We start from the raw sequence: 16,376 nt of genomic DNA, 5'->3' as shown, positions 1-16,376 counted from the left end.
CGGGCGTCAGGCTCCGGCGATGAAATCGGACAGGCGCCCGACATTGCGGGGGATGTTCACCGCCTCGGCGGACGGGTAGGGGTTGGACGGGGCGAAGTCGTTGACCAGCACCCGTGGGCCGTGATGGCATCCCATCACCAGCGCGTGCCAAGCCAGCCCGGCGTCGCGCAGCACCGCCTCGACCTTGGCGCGCAGCTCTTCCGGGCGGGCGGTGACGAAGACGAACTGAGCCCCTCCGGCCTGGAGGCGGCGCAGGGATTCCACGTTTTCGGCGATCGGCTCGTCGGGATCGGTCCAGTAGGGTGGGAAATACTGCCCCTTGTTCCTGACCACCACCCCGTCAAAGTCGAGGAAGAAGGTGCGCATGCGCCGTTGCAGGTCAGTCCATTCCCGCAGGGTGCCGGCATCAACCAGCCCTTCCACCTCCACTCCCAGGAACACCGAACCGTCCAAAACCGCCTGGGAGATCAAGTGCGAGATGAAAATCTCGCTGTTGCGGTCGTTGCGCATCAGCGCATCGAAGATGTCGCAATATTGCCTGGCCGAGTTCCAGACATAACCGCCGACGCTGATGAAGTTGGACTCGACCGACTTCTCCCAAATGTTGACGACGATGCCCTGTTCGTTCAGTGAGACGAAGCTTTTGCCGGCGACGTTGGTGACGCCGGGGTTGCGCCGAAGATCGGCGATGCAGACGAAGTTGCTGCCTTCCGGCGCGGCCGGCAGCGAGAACCAGCTGTCGGAATCCTTGATGATGACCGGTCCCTCGACCTTGGCGCGCCGGATCATCTCGTAAGCGGTTTCGGCCGGACCGCGCGTCACCTCGTCGAAGACGACGATCTCGACCTCCTCGCCCAGCGCCCGGCGGATCCCGGCGGTGGCGGCATAGCGCTCCTCATGCTCGCGCAGGATACCGACGACCACCCGGCTGCGGACGACGCCTTCCAGCGAGTCCAGCGCCCGGCGCAGCATCAGCGTGCCGTCGGGCGTCGACAGCATCCATTTCGGTCGCATGTTGGGATAACGGCTCGACCGTCCGGCGGCCGGGAGAAGGATGGTGTATCCGCTCATGGGAAGGTCGCGTCCTTGTCGATGTCTCGGATGCGCCGGAGAACGAAGGCGAGGACTTCGTCCGACCGGCAGTAGGGCACAATACGGAAAAGCTGGAACTGGGTCAGCACCGGCAGCCGTTCGCGCAAATCGGGCCAGAGGGGGTGGGTGTGGCCGTGCAGCAGTGCTGCCAACTTGGCGGCGGCGATGCGGAGGCCACGGCCGCGCGGGCCGGACCACTGTTCGTCCGGCAGGTTGCGTAGGAACCAGTGGCCGCGCAGGTCCTGGTGCAGCTTGGCGACATCGAGCCAGCAGGAGTTCAGCGGCCCGTCGAGGAAGTCGATAAAGCAGAGCCCGCCGTCCGGACGCCGCAGCACGTTTTCCACCGTCATGTCGCCGTGCCCCTGGGAGGCAGGGATGCCGCTCCAGTCATGGGCGGCGAGGCGAGCGGCGGTCCCGCCGATCGCCTCCAGCATCCCGTCCGGGTCGTTCCCGCCCTCCAGGCAGGGCGGGACGGCGGCGGCGACGGCGGCGATCTTGTCCAGGAACAGGCTGGCCGGCAGGCAGCCGGACGCGGTCGCCGCCAGCCCGCGCAACGTGGCGGCAAGCGAGCGGGCAACCGTGTCGAACAGGGCGCTGTCGCCATGCTCCAGCACCTCCCCCAGGTTCTGCCCTCGCACATACTCCATATCGAAGCAATAGCGCCCGGCCAAGTCGCCGCCCTCCAGCAGCCCGTCCTTCAGCACCGCCGGGCAGGGCAGGCCCAAGACCGCCATCTCGCCCTGCTTGTGCCGCTGGTCGCGCAGCCGGGCGTCGTAGCCGGCGGAGCCGGAGATCTTGCGCACGCGGTAGGCATCACAATCGCGCTCGCGCAGCAGCAGCAGATGGCAGCCGGAATGCCCGTGCAACTCCTTCACCAGGATCAGCCGGCCGTCGTCATCCGGCAGTGCCAGACCGGCGGCGGCGGTATCGGCATCGACTGCCCCTGGCCCCTCCCCAGCCTTTCGGTTCACTGCCGTCCCGCTCCTCACCCTTTGGCCACCCAGTCCTGCCACATGGCGCGGTAGGCCGCCTCGACCCCACGGGCGAAGCCCTTGTAGTCGGTCAGCGGGGCGGCGTTCAGCCGGTCGCGCATGGTCCGGCGCAACCCGGCGAGCCGCTCGAGATCGCCGGCAAGCGCGACCGCGGTGGCGATGTAGCCCGCCTCGTCGGAGGCCACCAGCTCGCTCAGCCCGCAATGGGTCAGCAGGCTGGCGCCGACGCGGGCGACATGGTTGACGCCTGTCACCGTCACCACCGGCACGCCCATCCACAGCGCCTCGCAGGTGGTGGTGGTGCCGTTGTAGGGGAAGGGGTCGAGCCCGATGTCGATGCGGTCGTAGGCACGCAGATGCCCGTCGGCGGCGTCGATGCGGGCCAGCAGCTCGATGCGGCCGGCATCGACGCCGAACTGGACGAAGGTGTTCAGATAGCGCCGACGGGTCTCCTCGTCGCCCATCTGGGCGCTCTTGACGATCAGGCGCGAGTTCGGCACCCGCTTCAGGATCTCCGACCAGACGCGCACCACCTCCCCCGTCACCTTGGAGGTGTTGTTGAAGGACCCGAAGGTGACATGGCCGTTGGCGAGCAGAGGCGGTTCGGCCGGCGGGGCGACGTCCACCGGCGGGCGGTAGCTGTGGAAGCCGTGCGGCAGCCGGACGATGCGCTCGGCGCTCAGCCGGTCGGCCTCGCCCGGCGGTTCGGCGACGGCGTCGCTGAAGCGCCAATCGATGGCGCGCATGCCGGTGGTGTCGGGATAGCCCAGCCACGTCGCCTGCACCGGGGCGGGCTTGCGGGCGAACAGGGTCAGGCGGTTGTTGGCGGTGTGGCCGGTCAGATCGACCAGGATGTCGATGCCGTCCTGCTCGATCAGGGCGGCGGCGCGGGCATCGTCCACCCCGACCAGCGAGCGCCAGCCGTCGGCCAGCCCCTTCAGCCGTTCGGTGACCATGTCGGAGCGTGCGGCCGCGTGGTAGCAGACCACCTCGAACCGCTTGCGGTCATGCTCGCGGATCAGCGGCTCGGCGAAGAAGGCCACCGAATGGGCGCAGAAATCCGGCGAGACATAGCCGACGCGCAGGCGGCGTGCGGGATCACGCGGGTTGGCGTGGCGCTTGCCGGCCGGCAGCAGCGGGTCGGCATGGCGCTGCGCCCACACCGCATGGGCCTTGAAGATGGTCTCGGGCGGGACGGCGGGGGTGTAGTGCAGGGCCAGAAGCAGGTTGGAGTGCATCAGGGCGTGGGCGGGATGCGCCTCCAGCCCCTTCTGGAAGACGGTGATCGCCTCATCGATGCGGCCCATCTCCTTCAGCGTCTCGCCCAGATTGTTCCAGGCCTCGGCCGATTTCGGGTCCGCCTTCAGCGCGGCGACGAAACAGTCCACCGCCTTGCTGAGTTCCACCGCCCCCTTGTGCAGGTCGCCCAGGTTGCACAGCGCGGACGCCATGTCGGGCTTCAGGCGCAGTGCCTCGCCGTAGGCGGCGCGTGCGCCCTCGCGGTCGCCGCGATTGCGCAGGATGTTGGCGAGGTTGAAATGGGCCTCGGCATAGTCCGGCTTCAGCCGGACGGCGGTGCGCAGCGCCTCCTCCGCCTCCGCCGCCCGGCCCAGGTCCAGCAGCAGGCAGCCGTGGTTGCTGTGGACGAAGGGGTCGGTGGCGTTGCGGGCAAGCGCCCGGCGATAGCAGCTGAGCGCCTCCTCCCAGTCGCCGCGGGCGCGCAGGATGATGGCGAGGTTGTTGTTGGCGTTCGGGTGGCCCGGATCGGCGGCCAGCACGGCGCGGTAGCCGGCCTCGGCCTCCGCCGTCCGGCCCTCCCGGTGCAGGGTCAGCGCGCGGGCGAAGCCGGCGTCCGCCGCCTCTGCCGCCGCCGCCGGCACCGTGCCGCGCGGGGAGAGGGCCGGAGAGGCCGGGCGCCTGGCCTTGGCCTGCTTGCGTAAAGGCTTTTTCATCGGGCTGACCGCCTGGTGTTAAGTCTCTGTCGGCAAAGAACCGTCCTGCCGGTCGATAGCAATGACCGTACAGTGTTCGCAAGCGGCTTCTCGTCCGTCGCCGGGCCCGCGCCCGGATGTGCCGAAACAGACACATGGGCTGGGGACATATGATGGACGGGGGATGGGCAGTGGGACAGATGGCTTGCTGCTGTTGTGCCTCTTCTGCTATCTCAACGGAAGCGCGTGGGTATTCATCGTCCGCAAGTGGCGGACTCAGCGCGTTTCGTCGCGCCCCCGGATTCCAAGGAGCGCATGGTCGATCGAGACCGGGTGACCGAACGGTATGAAGACCTTGCTTTCGCGACGCATTTCACATTTTTCACGGCGGTTCCCATGACCCTTGCTGCGGAAGTCCCCTGCGCCCACACCGGGCTGCATTCCCTGGCCGTCGTCGCGCGTCAGCGTGGACTTGACGTCTCGGCCGAGCGGCTTCAGCACAGCAACGTCATCGGGAACGAGGAGCTGGACACCGCGCGCCTGCTGCGCGTCGCCAAGTCGATCGGCCTGAAGGCCGAGGCGACGACGCTGGACTGGGACGATCTGGGCAAGCTCCAGGACGCTTTTCCCGCCATCCTGCGCCTGCGCAACGGCAATTCGATGGTGGTGGTCGGCTTCGGCAAGCAGGGCGACACCGACGTCGCCATCCTGCAGGACCCGCTTGCCGGCCAGGAGCTGATCCTGCCGGTCGACCGCATCCGCCTGAACCAGGCCTGGGCCGGCGAGATCGTTCTGCTCAAGCGCGACTACGGCCTGACCGACGCCGAGCAGCCTTTCGGCCTGAAGTGGTTCCTGGTGGAGATCCTGCGCCACAAGCGCATCTTCCGCGACATCGGCATCGCGGCGATCCTGATGAGCCTGTTCGCGCTCGCCGTGCCGATCTTCTTCCAGCTGGTGGTCGACCGCGTGCTGGTCCACCGCAGCCTGGGCACTCTGGGCGTGCTGATGGTCGGCATGGTCGGCGTCATCCTGTTCGAAGCAGCCTTCTCCTATCTGCGCCAGTACCTGATGCTCTACGCGACGAAGAAGATCGACGCGAAGATGAACGTCCAGGTCTTCAACAAGCTCGTCGGCCTGCCGATGCATTATTTCGAGCGGGTGTCGTCGGGCGAGATCGTCAAGAACGCCCAGCAGGCGGAGCGCATCCGCAACTTCCTCACCGGTCAGCTCTTCATGACGCTGCTGGACACGGTGTCGCTGGTCATCTTCCTGCCGATCATGTTCATGTACAGCGTGCCGCTGACCGTCCTGGTGCTGGCCTTCTCGGTGTTGATGGCGATCAACATCGGCATCATGATCCCGCTGATCAAAGGCCGGCTGAAGGATCTCTATCAGGCCGAGGTGCGCCAGCAGTCCTTCCTGATCGAGAACATCCATGGCATGCGCACGGTGAAGTCGCTGGCGCTCGATGGCCGCCAGAAGCTGGAATGGGACCACCGCGTCGCCCGCGCCGCCGAACAGCGTTTCGACGTCGGCCGCATCATGATCATCGGCCAGACCATCGCCCAGCCGCTCAACCAGCTGATGATGGCCTGCCTGCTCGGGCTGGGCACCTATCTGGCGCTGAACGGCGACATGATGATGGGCGCGCTCATCGCCTTTTATATCCTGGCCGGCCGCGTCACCCAGCCGCTGCTGCAGATGGCCCAGCTGGTGCAGCAGTTCCAGGAGGTGTCGATCTCGGTCCAGATGCTGGGCACGATCATGAACCACGCGCCGGAAGAGGGCCGCACCGGCCGCGGCCTGCGCACGCCCTTGCGCGGCACGGTGGAGTTCCAGGAGGTCCGCTTCCGCTACAGCCCCTCGTCGCCGCCGGCGCTCGACGGGGTGTCCTTCACCGCGTCCGAAGGCACCATCCTCGGCGTCATGGGCCGCTCCGGCTCGGGCAAGACCACGGTGACCAGGCTGTTGCAGGGGCTGCACCGGGCGCAGGAAGGCCTGATCCGCATCGACGGCCGTGACTTGCGCGAATACGATCTCGACCATCTGCGCGCCTCGATCGGCGTCGTGCTGCAGGACAATTTCCTGTTCACCGGCACCATCCGCGAGAACGTCTCGGCAGCCAAGCCGGGGGCGACGACCGAGGAGATCCTGAAGGTCATCCATCTGGCCGGTGCCGACGAATTCGTGGAACGGCTGCCCAAGGGCCTGGACACGATGCTGGAGGAAGGCTCGTCCAACCTGTCCGGCGGTCAGCGCCAGCGTCTGGCCATTGCGCGCGCGCTCCTGACCAATCCGAAGATCCTGATCATGGACGAGGCGACTTCGGCGCTCGACGCCGAGAGCGAGGCGATCGTCCAGGCCAACCTGATGAACATCGCCCGCGGCCGGACCATGATCATCATCTCGCACCGCCTGTCGTCGCTGGTGCCGTCCGACACCATCCTGGTGATGGACCGCGGCAAGGTGGTGGACAGCGGCCGCCATGACGAACTGCTGGAGCGCTGCGACATCTACCAGCATCTCTGGCACCAGCAGAACCGGCACATCTAGGAGCGCGTCCCGTGACCGCACAGAAGCTTGCGAAAATTGAGACGACGCGCGTCCCTGCCAACGATGCCGCTCCTCGGACACCGGACTCCCCGCTCGACAAGCGCGCCAAGGCACGGGGGAAAGCGGCGATCGGCGCCTTCCAGAAGGATACGGAGGCGATCCAGAACGCCCCCGATCCCTTCCTGGCCCGCGTCACGCTGCATCTGCTGGGGCTGTTCGTCATCGGTCTGATCACCTGGGCGTCCTTGTCCTTTCTCGACAAGATCGTCGCCTCCCAAGGCAAGATCGTCTCGACCGAGGCCAACGTGATGGTCCAGCCGCTGGAAATGGCGGCGATCAAGCAGGTCCTCGTCCATGAGGGCGATGTCGTGCACAAGGGGCAGGCGCTGGCGACGCTGGACCCGACCTTCACTCAGGCCGACGTCCTGCAGCTGGAATCCCGTCTCGCCAACGCCGACGCCATGATCGCCCGGCTGGAAGCCGAGCATGACGGCAAACTCTTCGTGGGCGGCAGCGACCGGTACGGCTACGGCACGCTGCAGCAGTCGCTGTGGCGCGAGCGGCAGGCGCAGTATCAGTCGCAGATGCTGAATTACGAGGAGAAGCTGGCGCGGCTGCAGTCCAACGTCACCAAGTACGAGATGGACCGCGTCCATCTGAACGAGCGGCTGAAGGTGGTGCGCGAGATCGAGAACATGCGCTCCTCGCTGCTGGCGACCCAGGTCGGCAGCAAGCTGAACCTGCTGCAGGCCACCAGCGACCGCATCGACATCGAGCGCAACCTGGTCTTGAACCAGAACGAGCTGCAGGGCAACCGCCACGATCTCCAGGCGCTCTTGGCCGAGCGCGATGTCTTCGTCCAGCAATGGAACGGCAAGATCATCGAGGAGCTGACCACCCAGCGCAACGAGCGCGAGGCCCTGCGCGAGCAGCTGACCAAGGCGCGCAAGCGCCAGTCGCTGGTCCAGCTCGACGCGCCCACCGACGCCATCGTGCTGGAGGTCTCGCCCAAGGCCGCCCCCGGCTCCATCGCCAAGGAGGCCGAACCGCTCTTCACCCTGGTGCCGGTCGGCGCGCCCCTGGAGGTCGAGGCCAACATCGACGCCCGCGACCTCGCCTTCGTCCAGGTCGGCGACAAGGTGCGGGTGAAGCTCGACGCCTATCCCTACATGCAGCACGGCTCGCTTGACGGCGAGGTGTCGACGATCAGCGAGGATTCCTTCTCCAGCAAGGACAACGCGAACGGCGTCCTCTTCTACCGGGCGCGGATCAAGCTCTTGACCACCACGCTGGACAATGTGCCGTCCAACTTCCGCCTGATCCCCGGCATGCCGCTGACGGCCGACATCAAGGTCGGCGAACGCCGGATCATCACCTATTTCCTGCGCCCCATTCTGCGCGGGGTCGACGAAAGCCTGCGGGAGCCCTGATTGTGTTCGGCAAACTGCTGAAGCGAAACAAAACCGCCGGGACCCGCAAGCCGGATTTCCAGAACGGCGTGGCCGCCTTCGAGGCGGAGGATTATGCCGGCGCCGTCGCCAACTGGATGCCGCTGGCCGAACGCGGTCATGCCGAGGCGCAGTACCGCATGGGCCAGCTCTATGCCCGCGGCCAGGGGGTGATCCGCGATTTCGGCGACGCCGCCCATTGGTTCCGCAAGGCGGCCGAGCAGGGCCACACCGAGGCGCAGTTCTCGCTCGCCCTGTGCTACGCCAACGGCGAAGGCGCGGCGCAGGACAGCGCCCTGCCGGTGCGCTGGTACAAGACCGTGTCCAAGGCCAGCCCGCCGACGGCCGAGGCGAACCTGACCCTGCTCTATCCCAACGGGCTGGGGATCGCGCCGGACATCGCCCAGGCCCTGCACTGGTACCGGCTGGCTGCCGAAGCCGGCCATGCCGAGGCGCAGCACCACATGGGCCTGCTCCATGCCTTCGGGCAGGGGGTGCCGCAGGACCATGCCGCCGCCGCCGACTGGTATCGGCGTTCGGCCGAGAACGGCTATGCGATGGCCCAGCATGCACTCGCCTCCTTCTACGCCAACGGTCAGGGGGTGGAGCGCGACATCGCCCAGGCGGTCTCCTGGTACGGCCGTGCCGCCGAACAGGGCTTTGCCAACTCCCAGCTGGCGCTCGCCGTCATTTACGAGCACGGCACCGGGGTGGAGGCCGACCCGGTCCGCGCGGCGGAGTTCTATCGTCAGGCGGCGGAGCAGGGTCATCCGGTGGCGCAGGTCAATCTGGGCCTGCTCTATGCCCGAGGCCATGGCGTGCCGAAGGATTACAGCGAAACCCTGAAATGGTGCCGCCTGTCGGCCGAGAGGGGCAACGTCAACGCCCAGTTCAACCTTGGCCTGATCCATTCCAACGGGCTGGCCGGCGCCCCCGACTATGCCGAGGCGGCGGTCTGGTACCGCAAGGCGGCGATGCAGGGCAATGTCGGCGCCCAGGTCAATCTGGGCCTGATGCTGATCCATGGCTGGGGCGGACGGCCCGAACTGGTGGAAGGGGTGGACTGGCTGCGCAAGGCCGCGGCACAGGGTCACACCGGTGCCATGAGCAACCTCGGCGCGCTCTATGCCGACCAGGCCAGCAAGGCCTACAATCCGATCCAGGCCTATGTCTGGACCATCATGGCCGCCGCCGGGACCCAGCCCGGACCCGAGCGCGACGGGCTGGAAGCCAAGGCCCATGGTCTGGGCGGCCAGCTGACCAGTGAGGACCGCCACAAGGCCCAACTCATCATGGAGGACTGGAAGAGAACTCAGGTTCGTTGAGGGGATTGCAATCGAGTAGATTGAGGTTTTCCACAATTTTGGCATCAACGCTCAAAAGGATTTGCAATCCATTATCATTTTTGGAAAAATTAAGTGAAACTAATCTTGGAGCATAGAAATGGCAATTAAGCAGACAAGCTTTGGTGGTTGGGTTATAGAGGGGGATACACATATATCAAAATGGGCAGAGGAGCGTGGGCGTATAGATTCTGACGGTTATCTGCTTCCTCATATTATTTCTCTTATCAAAACAGGGGATGTTGTAATTGATGTTGGGGCCAATATTGGAGACCATACAATTGCTTACTTAGAAGCTGTTGGAGACGAAGGAACAGTCTACGCATTTGAGCCTCAACCAGAAGCTTATGAATGCCTTATAAGGAATTGTGGTGATCGCCCGACATTTTTTTGCGCTGCAGCTCTGGATCAAAGAAAAGAAGTGTCAATTAATCTTCTTGATAATAGGGGCGCTAGTTTTATTGTAGAGGGATCTGGCGGCATAAGTGGTTTTCCAATAGACGACCTAGAAATCGATAAAGTTGATCTTATTAAAATTGACGTTGAGGGAGCGGAGTTAAAAGTTTTGTCTGGGGCTAGTAGGACCATATCAAGGTGTAAGCCGAAGATTGTTATAGAAATAAATAGAGGGCACTTGTCAAGGTTTGAATGTTCTCCAGAAATAATTTTTGATTGGTTGGATAAATTCGGATATAAATGGTGTCCTATACATGAAGATACAGACGTTGTCTGTAGCCCTCAGTTCGATGTGCTTGCTACTCCAAAATGAGTAATCGGAAAATTTTTCTTTTTGGAGAGTACGTCAAATCGCGGCACCTCCTTGCTGAAAGGCTTCAGTGGTGACGCGATTTCGATTTTGGTCAGAGAGCAGGGACCGGGAGATTGATAGGCTGGATTGATTACCTCGGCCTTGCTTTCAGACGCTCATTTAGAGCACAGCAATATGCTGAGACGCTAATGAAGAAATGCTAGTGCACTGACCCATTCAGAAGGTGCAGGCAAACGGCTGAGTTTATCGAGGATTTCACCCGACAGCGCTGCCACGTGGCGCGGAACACCTTGGACACGGCGGCCTTGATGCCTTCATGGGCGTCGGAGATCACCAGCTTCACCCCGGCCAAGCCGCGGCGCTTGAGCTTGCGCAGGAACTCGATCCAGAAGGTCTCGGCTTCCGAGGCGCCGATGTCCATGCCCAGCACCTCGCGCCGACCGTCGGTGTTCACGGCCACCGCGATGGTCACGACGACCGAGACGATGCGCCCGTTCTGGCGAACCTTCACGTAGGTGGCGTCGATCCACAGGTACGGCCAATCGCCGTCGATGGGACGCTCCAGGAAGGTCTTCACCCGCTCGTCGATCTCCTCGCACAGCCGGCTGACCTAGCAGGGTGCGGAAAAAGGCTATGCCCGGCCTACCGGTCGTGATTCTCTCCGGTTGAAGAGACTGCGGCCGGAGAGGGGACGATGCGGGGATCGGACGAACACAGCGAGGGTCTGTTCAGCTATGTGAGCTGAGAGGCCCGTGTTCCGGCGAGCCATCCTCTACGACCGATCCGGGCCATCGTTGATGAAGCGCTGGAGGTGATGTCGCCGGCGTTCGAGGGGCTGTACTCGAAGATCGGTCGACCGTCGATCCCGCCGGAGAAGCTGCTGCGGACGCTTCTGCTCCAGGCCTTCTACTCGGTGCGCTCGGAACGCCAACTGATGGAACAGCTCGACTACAACCTGCTGTTTCGCTGGTTCGTCGGCTTGTCGATGGACACCCCGGTGTGGGACGTTACCGTGTTCACCAAGAACCGTGAGCGCCTGCTGGCCGGCGATGTGGCGGCCAAGTTCCTGGCCACCGTGCTGGGTCAACCCCGGGTCAAGGCGCTGCTGTCGGACGAGCACTTCTCGGTGGATGGGACGCTGATCGGTGAGCCATCGAGGCGCCACCGGTTCAAGCCCGATGGCGAACGGGGCGTCGGTGAAGAGCTTCCGGCCCAAGGACGGCAGCGGTGAGCCGCCGGGGCCGGGACGCAACGGCGACCGCGACTTCCACGGTGAGAAGCGGTCCAACGAAACCCATGCCTCGACCAGCGATCCCGAGGCGCGGCTGTACCGCAAGGGCAACGGGCAGCCGGCGAAGCTGGCCTTCATGGGCCACGCCCTGATGGAGAACCGGAACGCCCTGGTGGTGGATGTCCGGCTGACGGCAGCCACCGGCTTGGCCGAACGCGAGGCGGCGGTTTCCATGGTCGAGGCGATCCCCGGCCGTCACCGCATTACGGTGGGCGCCGACAAGGCTTACGACACCAAGGATTTCGTGGCGAACATGCGCGAGTTGGGCGCCGCTGCGCACGTCGCGCAGAACACGAGCAATCGCCGCTCGGCGATCGACGGCCGGACCACCCGCCACCCTGGCTATGCCGTGTCCTTGCGCATCCGCAAACGGATTGAGGAGCTGTTCGGCTGGATCAAGGGAGCTGGTTTGCGCAAAACGCGTCATCGCGGCACGGCCCGCGTCGGTTGGATGTTCACCCTGACCGCTACCGCCTACAACCTGATCCGGCTGCCTAAGCTGCTGGCGGTGGCATAATCACGCCCGAAGTCCGCCTCAACGGCGGCTCCGGGCGTCTCGGAGCGCGAAAAAGCGCTCCATTCTGACAAAAACGGGCGCCAGAAACGCCATTTCCAAGCCTCAGCAGAGGCAAAAAGCCGGAATATGTTCGTTTTTCCGCGACCTGCTAGCTCTTGGAGATGCCGCTCATGCCGAGCGCCTTCACCAGATCATCCACCGAGCGCGTCGAAATGCCGTGGATGTAGGCTTCCTGGATCACGGCGGTCAGCGCCTTCTCGGCCATGCGGCGCGGCTCCAGGAAGCCGGGGAAGTAGCTGCCCTTGCGCAGCGTTTATGCGACGAACTATATAATGTCGCAACAATGCAACATAGGCAAATATTGAATGTTACAAAAAAGAAATTATAAAATTAGTGAAAATACGAATATCCCGTTTATAATCTCCCTCTGATTATCGAATCTAATGGGGGAAAACCTCACCCAATAGGTTTTTTGATTTCCTAGAATTAGGTGGTCCTTTGCGCAAAGTTGCCCTCATCACCGGCGCCACCGGCCAGGATGGCGCGTATCTTGCCGAGCTTCTGCTGGGGAAGGGCTATATCGTCCACGGCGTCAAGCGCCGGTCGTCCTCCTTCAACACGGGGCGCGTGGAGCATCTCTACCGCGACCCGCATGAGGAGGACGTGCGCTTCTTCATGCATTACGGCGATCTGACCGACAGCACCAACCTGATCCGGCTGGTCCAACAGATCCAGCCGACCGAGATCTACAATCTGGCGGCCCAGAGCCACGTGCATGTGAGCTTCGAGACGCCGGAATACACCGCCAACGCCGACGGTATCGGCACGCTGCGCCTGTTGGAGGCGATCCGCATCCTGGGGCTGGAGAAGACCGCGCGCTTCTATCAGGCCTCCACCTCGGAGCTGTACGGCAAGGTGCAGGAGACGCCCCAGCGCGAGACCACGCCGTTCTACCCGCGCAGCCCCTATGCCGCCGCCAAGCTGTACGCCTATTGGATCACGGTGAACTACCGCGAGGCCTACGGCATGCATGCCAGCAACGGCATCCTGTTCAACCATGAAGGCCCGACCCGCGGCGAGACCTTCGTCACCCGCAAGATCACCCGGGCAGTGGCCAGCATCGAACAGGGCCGCCAGGACTGCCTGTATCTGGGCAACCTGGACGCCAAGCGCGACTGGGGCCATGCGCGCGACTATGTCGAGGGCATGTGGCGCATCCTGCAGCAGGACGAGGCCGACGATTACGTGCTGGCCACCGGCGAGACCCACAGCGTGCGCGAGTTCGTCGAGCTCGCCTTCGGTCATGTCGGCCGCGGCATCGAGTGGCGCGGCGAAGGCGTCGACGAGGAAGGCCTGTGCCAGAAGACCGGCAAGGTGGTGGTGCGCATCGACCCGCGCTATTTCCGCCCGACCGAGGTCGACCTGCTGCTGGGCGATCCCAGCAAGGCGCGCGAGAAGCTGGGCTGGACCCACACCACCGCCTTCCGCGATCTGGTCCGCGAGATGGTCGAGTCCGACATGCTCTCATTTTCAAGTATCTATTAGAACTCTGTTTTAGAAGAGGAAAACCATTTATTTACTATAATTCTGAAACAATACATACCTTCGTCCCCTCAAGACATAAAAGTGAAATCAACACCATGAGTTTTCCAATCAGAACGCAGGGATAGAGAAAATTCTTTAGCGTCCTCAATAGAATACAGAAACCACTTTAGTTACTAAGTAGAGGAAGAAAATGAGCAATTCTTATTACGATATTAAAGAAAAAATCAGCAAAAGAGACATAGAACAAAGTATGAAATTAAATCATGTTACCAACGACGATAGCTTTAGGAATGCTCTAGTAATAATTAGTAACTTTGGTGATAAATACGGAATCTCTTACCTAACCGAAATTTTGTCTAAAAATTTGTATGATTGGAAAGCATTCACACTGCTAAGCAACATTCTTCTTAAAAATGGAGAATGCGATAAGTCTCTTCGTATGATAGAGAAAGCTATTGCCCTGGAACCGGGAAACCTTGGTGTAATAGCTCAACTTGTATCTTCTCTTTCCCAAAGAGAAGAGCACAATAAATCAAGGATTTTCTTAAAAAGGTCAATGGCTTTTAATCATTCTGACTATAGTATTTTTATGGCAGCTAGTTGCAATAGCTATGCTTTAAAAGATTTCTATTCTTCTAAAAAATTTGCGCAGGTTTGTGCCTCAATAGATACGCACTCGTATAAAGCTTATTATATCGCTTTTCTTTCCTCTATTAAAATGTTTTCTTATGAAGAGGCTGGGAATTTTATTTATAGATCATATGTGCTTAGCAAAGGAAATAGAAGTGTGTTTTTTGAAGCTTTGTCTGAAGTTAACAAAATGGGCGATTTCCGAGGCGTAAAGCTAATAATCGATATATATGTTGAAATATTTTCAGAATCTAAAGATATTTACGATCTTCACGACAAGATGGTTATGGAGGGAATGTACGAATACACTAAAATGTTATTCTCAAGAATACAATACCGATACAGATCTTCATCTGAATATTACTACAGGAATTCATTGACGTTTTTCATGAATTGTGAATTTAGGGCGGCATTAAAGTGGGTAAATTGCGCCATATCTATTGATCCTAGCAGGTCGGAATATTACATGCTTCGAGCAAAAATTCAGCATGCGCAGAATGATGTATTCAATGCCGTAATAAGCTGTGATCGTACGACATCGATCACTAAAGAATATGCTGAAGCGTATTTACTTAAAGGAAGAATATTGTCGTATTATGGAAAATTTATAGAAGGAGATTTTGAATTTAAATGTGCAGAAATATTGTCTGGAGATGATAGTATTTCTGATTATGATCGCGTACTCTCTGCAGTAAAAGCGGGAAATATTGATGTTGCCGCAAATTTTTTGGAAAAGCCATCTATTAATAGAATTAGCTATATGTTGGCTTATATTAACTACGCTAAGGATGATTTTTCTTCTTCCTTGAAAAATGTAAAAGGAATTTCAACAAATAATTCTCATTTTGGAGCAAATGAAAACCACAATAGCGAAAGAGATAGTAAAATTTCTATATTCACATCTATTTATAATGGAAACATCAAAAGACAAGTTGAGTCTGTAAAATCCTGGGAATATTCTGGATTCAATATATTTTCTGTTAATCACAAATCAGAGCTTGGCGATTGGGTATCGGCATTTCCAAATGTTCGCTTTATTCATACAAACGAACCCAAAATCTATAAGAAAGATCTAATTAAGTTGGACTCTGTTCTTCGAAATGCCAAAGATTTTGGAGGACCTGTTGTTGGATTAATTAATTCCGATATAATTTTGTCTAACTCAGAAAATAATGAGTTGACGAAAATTGGAACAGTAGATGAGAATAATTTTATCAGCGTCAGAAGATTGGAAATAAATGAAGATATGGGTTTAAAAACAAAATTTGAACAAGGATTCGATGTTTTTTTTATAAATAGGGAGTGCATTGAGGATATAATGGAAACAGAGTTTCTCATTGGTGCGCCTTGGTGGGACTACTGGGTTCCAATATCTCTCCTGCTCTCAGGAAAAAAAATGAGTGTTATTGACACAAATTTTGCGTCTCACAAAAGCCATATGCTAAATTGGTCTCCCGATTTATATAGATATTTCGGATGGCATTTCATTGACCTTGTTTCAAGAAAGGCCAAGAAATTCTTGTCAAAAGAAGGAAAATTTAACAAGGTTTATGTGGAGTATTTTTGCAAAATAATACTCACTATACATGAAAAGAGAAAAGATAGCAATAATGAAGATAACTTGCTGGCTGCCTGTAATATGCTAACTCTAGCGTTCTTAGAGAAATGCCGAGATGGTCATGCGGTCCGCAATCAAGAAACATTTGAATATAAAATTTCTGAGAATGGATTTTCTAGTTGGCCAGATCCGATGAAAACTCTTATGTTATAATTGCTCGCGTGGATAGCCAAGATTGGTTTTTTGCCTATTCCCTGCGTGCATTGTGATTAGAGCGATTTCCGATCAGGTTGCATATCCGGCATTTTTGAAGAGGTTTTTGCACTCTTCAGGCTTGTACAGGTCGATGATACGTCCGATGGCGGTCCAGAGACCGTCGCGGGAGCGCTCGGCAGCTTTTCGCAGGAGTGTCTTGAGCTTGGCGAAAGCCTGCTCGATGGGATTGAGGTCGGGGCTGTAGGGCGGCAGGTAAAGGATCTCCGCGCCCTGCGCCTCGATTGCTTCGCGCACCCCAGAGACCTTGTGGCTGGGCAGATTGTCGAGGAGCAGGATATCGCCGGCCTTCAGTGTTGGCGCCAGGACCTGCTCGATATAGGCGCGGAAGATGACGCCGTTGACCGCCCCATCGAGCACATAGGGCGCGACTGTCAGTGCCGGCTGGATACTGGCCCATCCGCATTCCCGGTGCAGGGTAGCAACCTGAGCGT

9 protein-coding genes and 4 pseudogenes are annotated in these 16,376 nt (G+C 59.5%); 7 read left to right on the top strand and 6 right to left on the bottom strand.

Annotation, left to right across the window (positions count from 1 at the left end; genetic code table 11):
* Positions 1-6: 6 nt before the first annotated feature.
* From B9N97_RS08100 to B9N97_RS08090, 3 genes are read right to left on the bottom strand one after another with little or no spacing between them, the layout of a single operon-like run.
* Positions 7-1,071 carry an NTP transferase domain-containing protein gene (locus B9N97_RS08100; protein WP_085085147.1) on the bottom strand — a complete coding sequence of 355 codons (1,065 nt, stop codon included), beginning with the start codon at positions 1,069-1,071 and terminating at the stop codon, positions 7-9.
* Positions 1,068-2,063, bottom strand: a complete 996-nt coding sequence (locus tag B9N97_RS08095) for a phosphotransferase family protein (RefSeq protein ID WP_085085145.1) — start codon at positions 2,061-2,063, stop codon at positions 1,068-1,070. The genes B9N97_RS08100 and B9N97_RS08095 overlap by 4 nt, the downstream gene beginning before the upstream one ends.
* A gap of 14 nt (positions 2,064-2,077) precedes the next feature.
* Positions 2,078-4,036, bottom strand: coding sequence for an O-linked N-acetylglucosamine transferase, SPINDLY family protein (locus B9N97_RS08090; RefSeq protein WP_085085143.1), 1,959 nt, complete (start codon positions 4,034-4,036; stop codon positions 2,078-2,080).
* Positions 4,037-4,411: 375 nt separating this feature from the next.
* On the opposite strand from B9N97_RS08090, the gene B9N97_RS08085 reads away from it, so the two are divergent.
* The 4 genes from B9N97_RS08085 to B9N97_RS08070 all read left to right on the top strand — a co-directional run bounded on the left by B9N97_RS08085 (position 4,412) and on the right by B9N97_RS08070 (position 10,128).
* Positions 4,412-6,568 (top strand): peptidase domain-containing ABC transporter, encoded by a 2,157-nt coding sequence (locus B9N97_RS08085; RefSeq protein WP_085085342.1) that lies wholly within the window; start codon positions 4,412-4,414, stop codon positions 6,566-6,568.
* Positions 6,569-6,579: 11 nt separating this feature from the next.
* The gene (locus B9N97_RS08080) at positions 6,580-7,998 is read left to right on the top strand and encodes an HlyD family type I secretion periplasmic adaptor subunit (RefSeq protein ID WP_085085141.1); all 1,419 of its coding nucleotides are present in this window, start codon (positions 6,580-6,582) and stop codon (positions 7,996-7,998) included.
* A gap of 2 nt (positions 7,999-8,000) precedes the next feature.
* A complete protein-coding gene (locus tag B9N97_RS36690; RefSeq protein ID WP_085085139.1) occupies positions 8,001-9,341 on the top strand; it encodes an SEL1-like repeat protein in 1,341 nt (446 codons plus the stop codon).
* A 118-nt stretch (positions 9,342-9,459) separates the two neighbouring features.
* Positions 9,460-10,128 carry an FkbM family methyltransferase gene (locus B9N97_RS08070; protein ID WP_085085137.1) on the top strand — a complete coding sequence of 223 codons (669 nt, stop codon included), beginning with the start codon at positions 9,460-9,462 and terminating at the stop codon, positions 10,126-10,128.
* A gap of 247 nt (positions 10,129-10,375) precedes the next feature.
* On the opposite strand, the pseudogene B9N97_RS08065 reads toward B9N97_RS08070, so the two are convergent.
* Positions 10,376-10,738: pseudogene (locus B9N97_RS08065) on the bottom strand (transposase); the annotation flags it as partial.
* An 84-nt stretch (positions 10,739-10,822) separates the two neighbouring features.
* On the opposite strand from B9N97_RS08065, the pseudogene B9N97_RS08060 reads away from it, so the two are divergent.
* Positions 10,823-11,936: pseudogene (locus tag B9N97_RS08060) on the top strand (IS5 family transposase).
* A 151-nt stretch (positions 11,937-12,087) separates the two neighbouring features.
* On the opposite strand, the pseudogene B9N97_RS08055 reads toward B9N97_RS08060, so the two are convergent.
* A pseudogene (locus tag B9N97_RS08055) lies at positions 12,088-12,246 on the bottom strand (transposase); the annotation flags it as partial.
* Between the two features lie 188 nt (positions 12,247-12,434).
* On the opposite strand from B9N97_RS08055, the gene gmd reads away from it, so the two are divergent.
* A complete protein-coding gene (gene gmd, locus B9N97_RS08050) occupies positions 12,435-13,481 on the top strand; it encodes a GDP-mannose 4,6-dehydratase (RefSeq protein WP_085085135.1) in 1,047 nt (348 codons plus the stop codon).
* A gap of 190 nt (positions 13,482-13,671) precedes the next feature.
* Complete coding sequence (locus B9N97_RS34835) at positions 13,672-15,882, top strand: tetratricopeptide repeat protein (protein WP_143266511.1); 2,211 nt, start codon at positions 13,672-13,674, stop codon at positions 15,880-15,882.
* Between the two features lie 72 nt (positions 15,883-15,954).
* On the opposite strand, the pseudogene B9N97_RS08045 reads toward B9N97_RS34835, so the two are convergent.
* Positions 15,955-16,311, bottom strand: a pseudogene (locus B9N97_RS08045) (transposase); the annotation flags it as partial.
* Positions 16,312-16,376 lie beyond the last annotated feature (65 nt).

Origin of the sequence: Azospirillum oryzae, from assembly GCF_900177515.1 — a bacterium.
Classification (GTDB): Bacteria; Pseudomonadota; Alphaproteobacteria; order Azospirillales; family Azospirillaceae; genus Azospirillum; species Azospirillum oryzae_A.
This window is presented reverse-complemented; position numbering and strand designations above follow the sequence as displayed.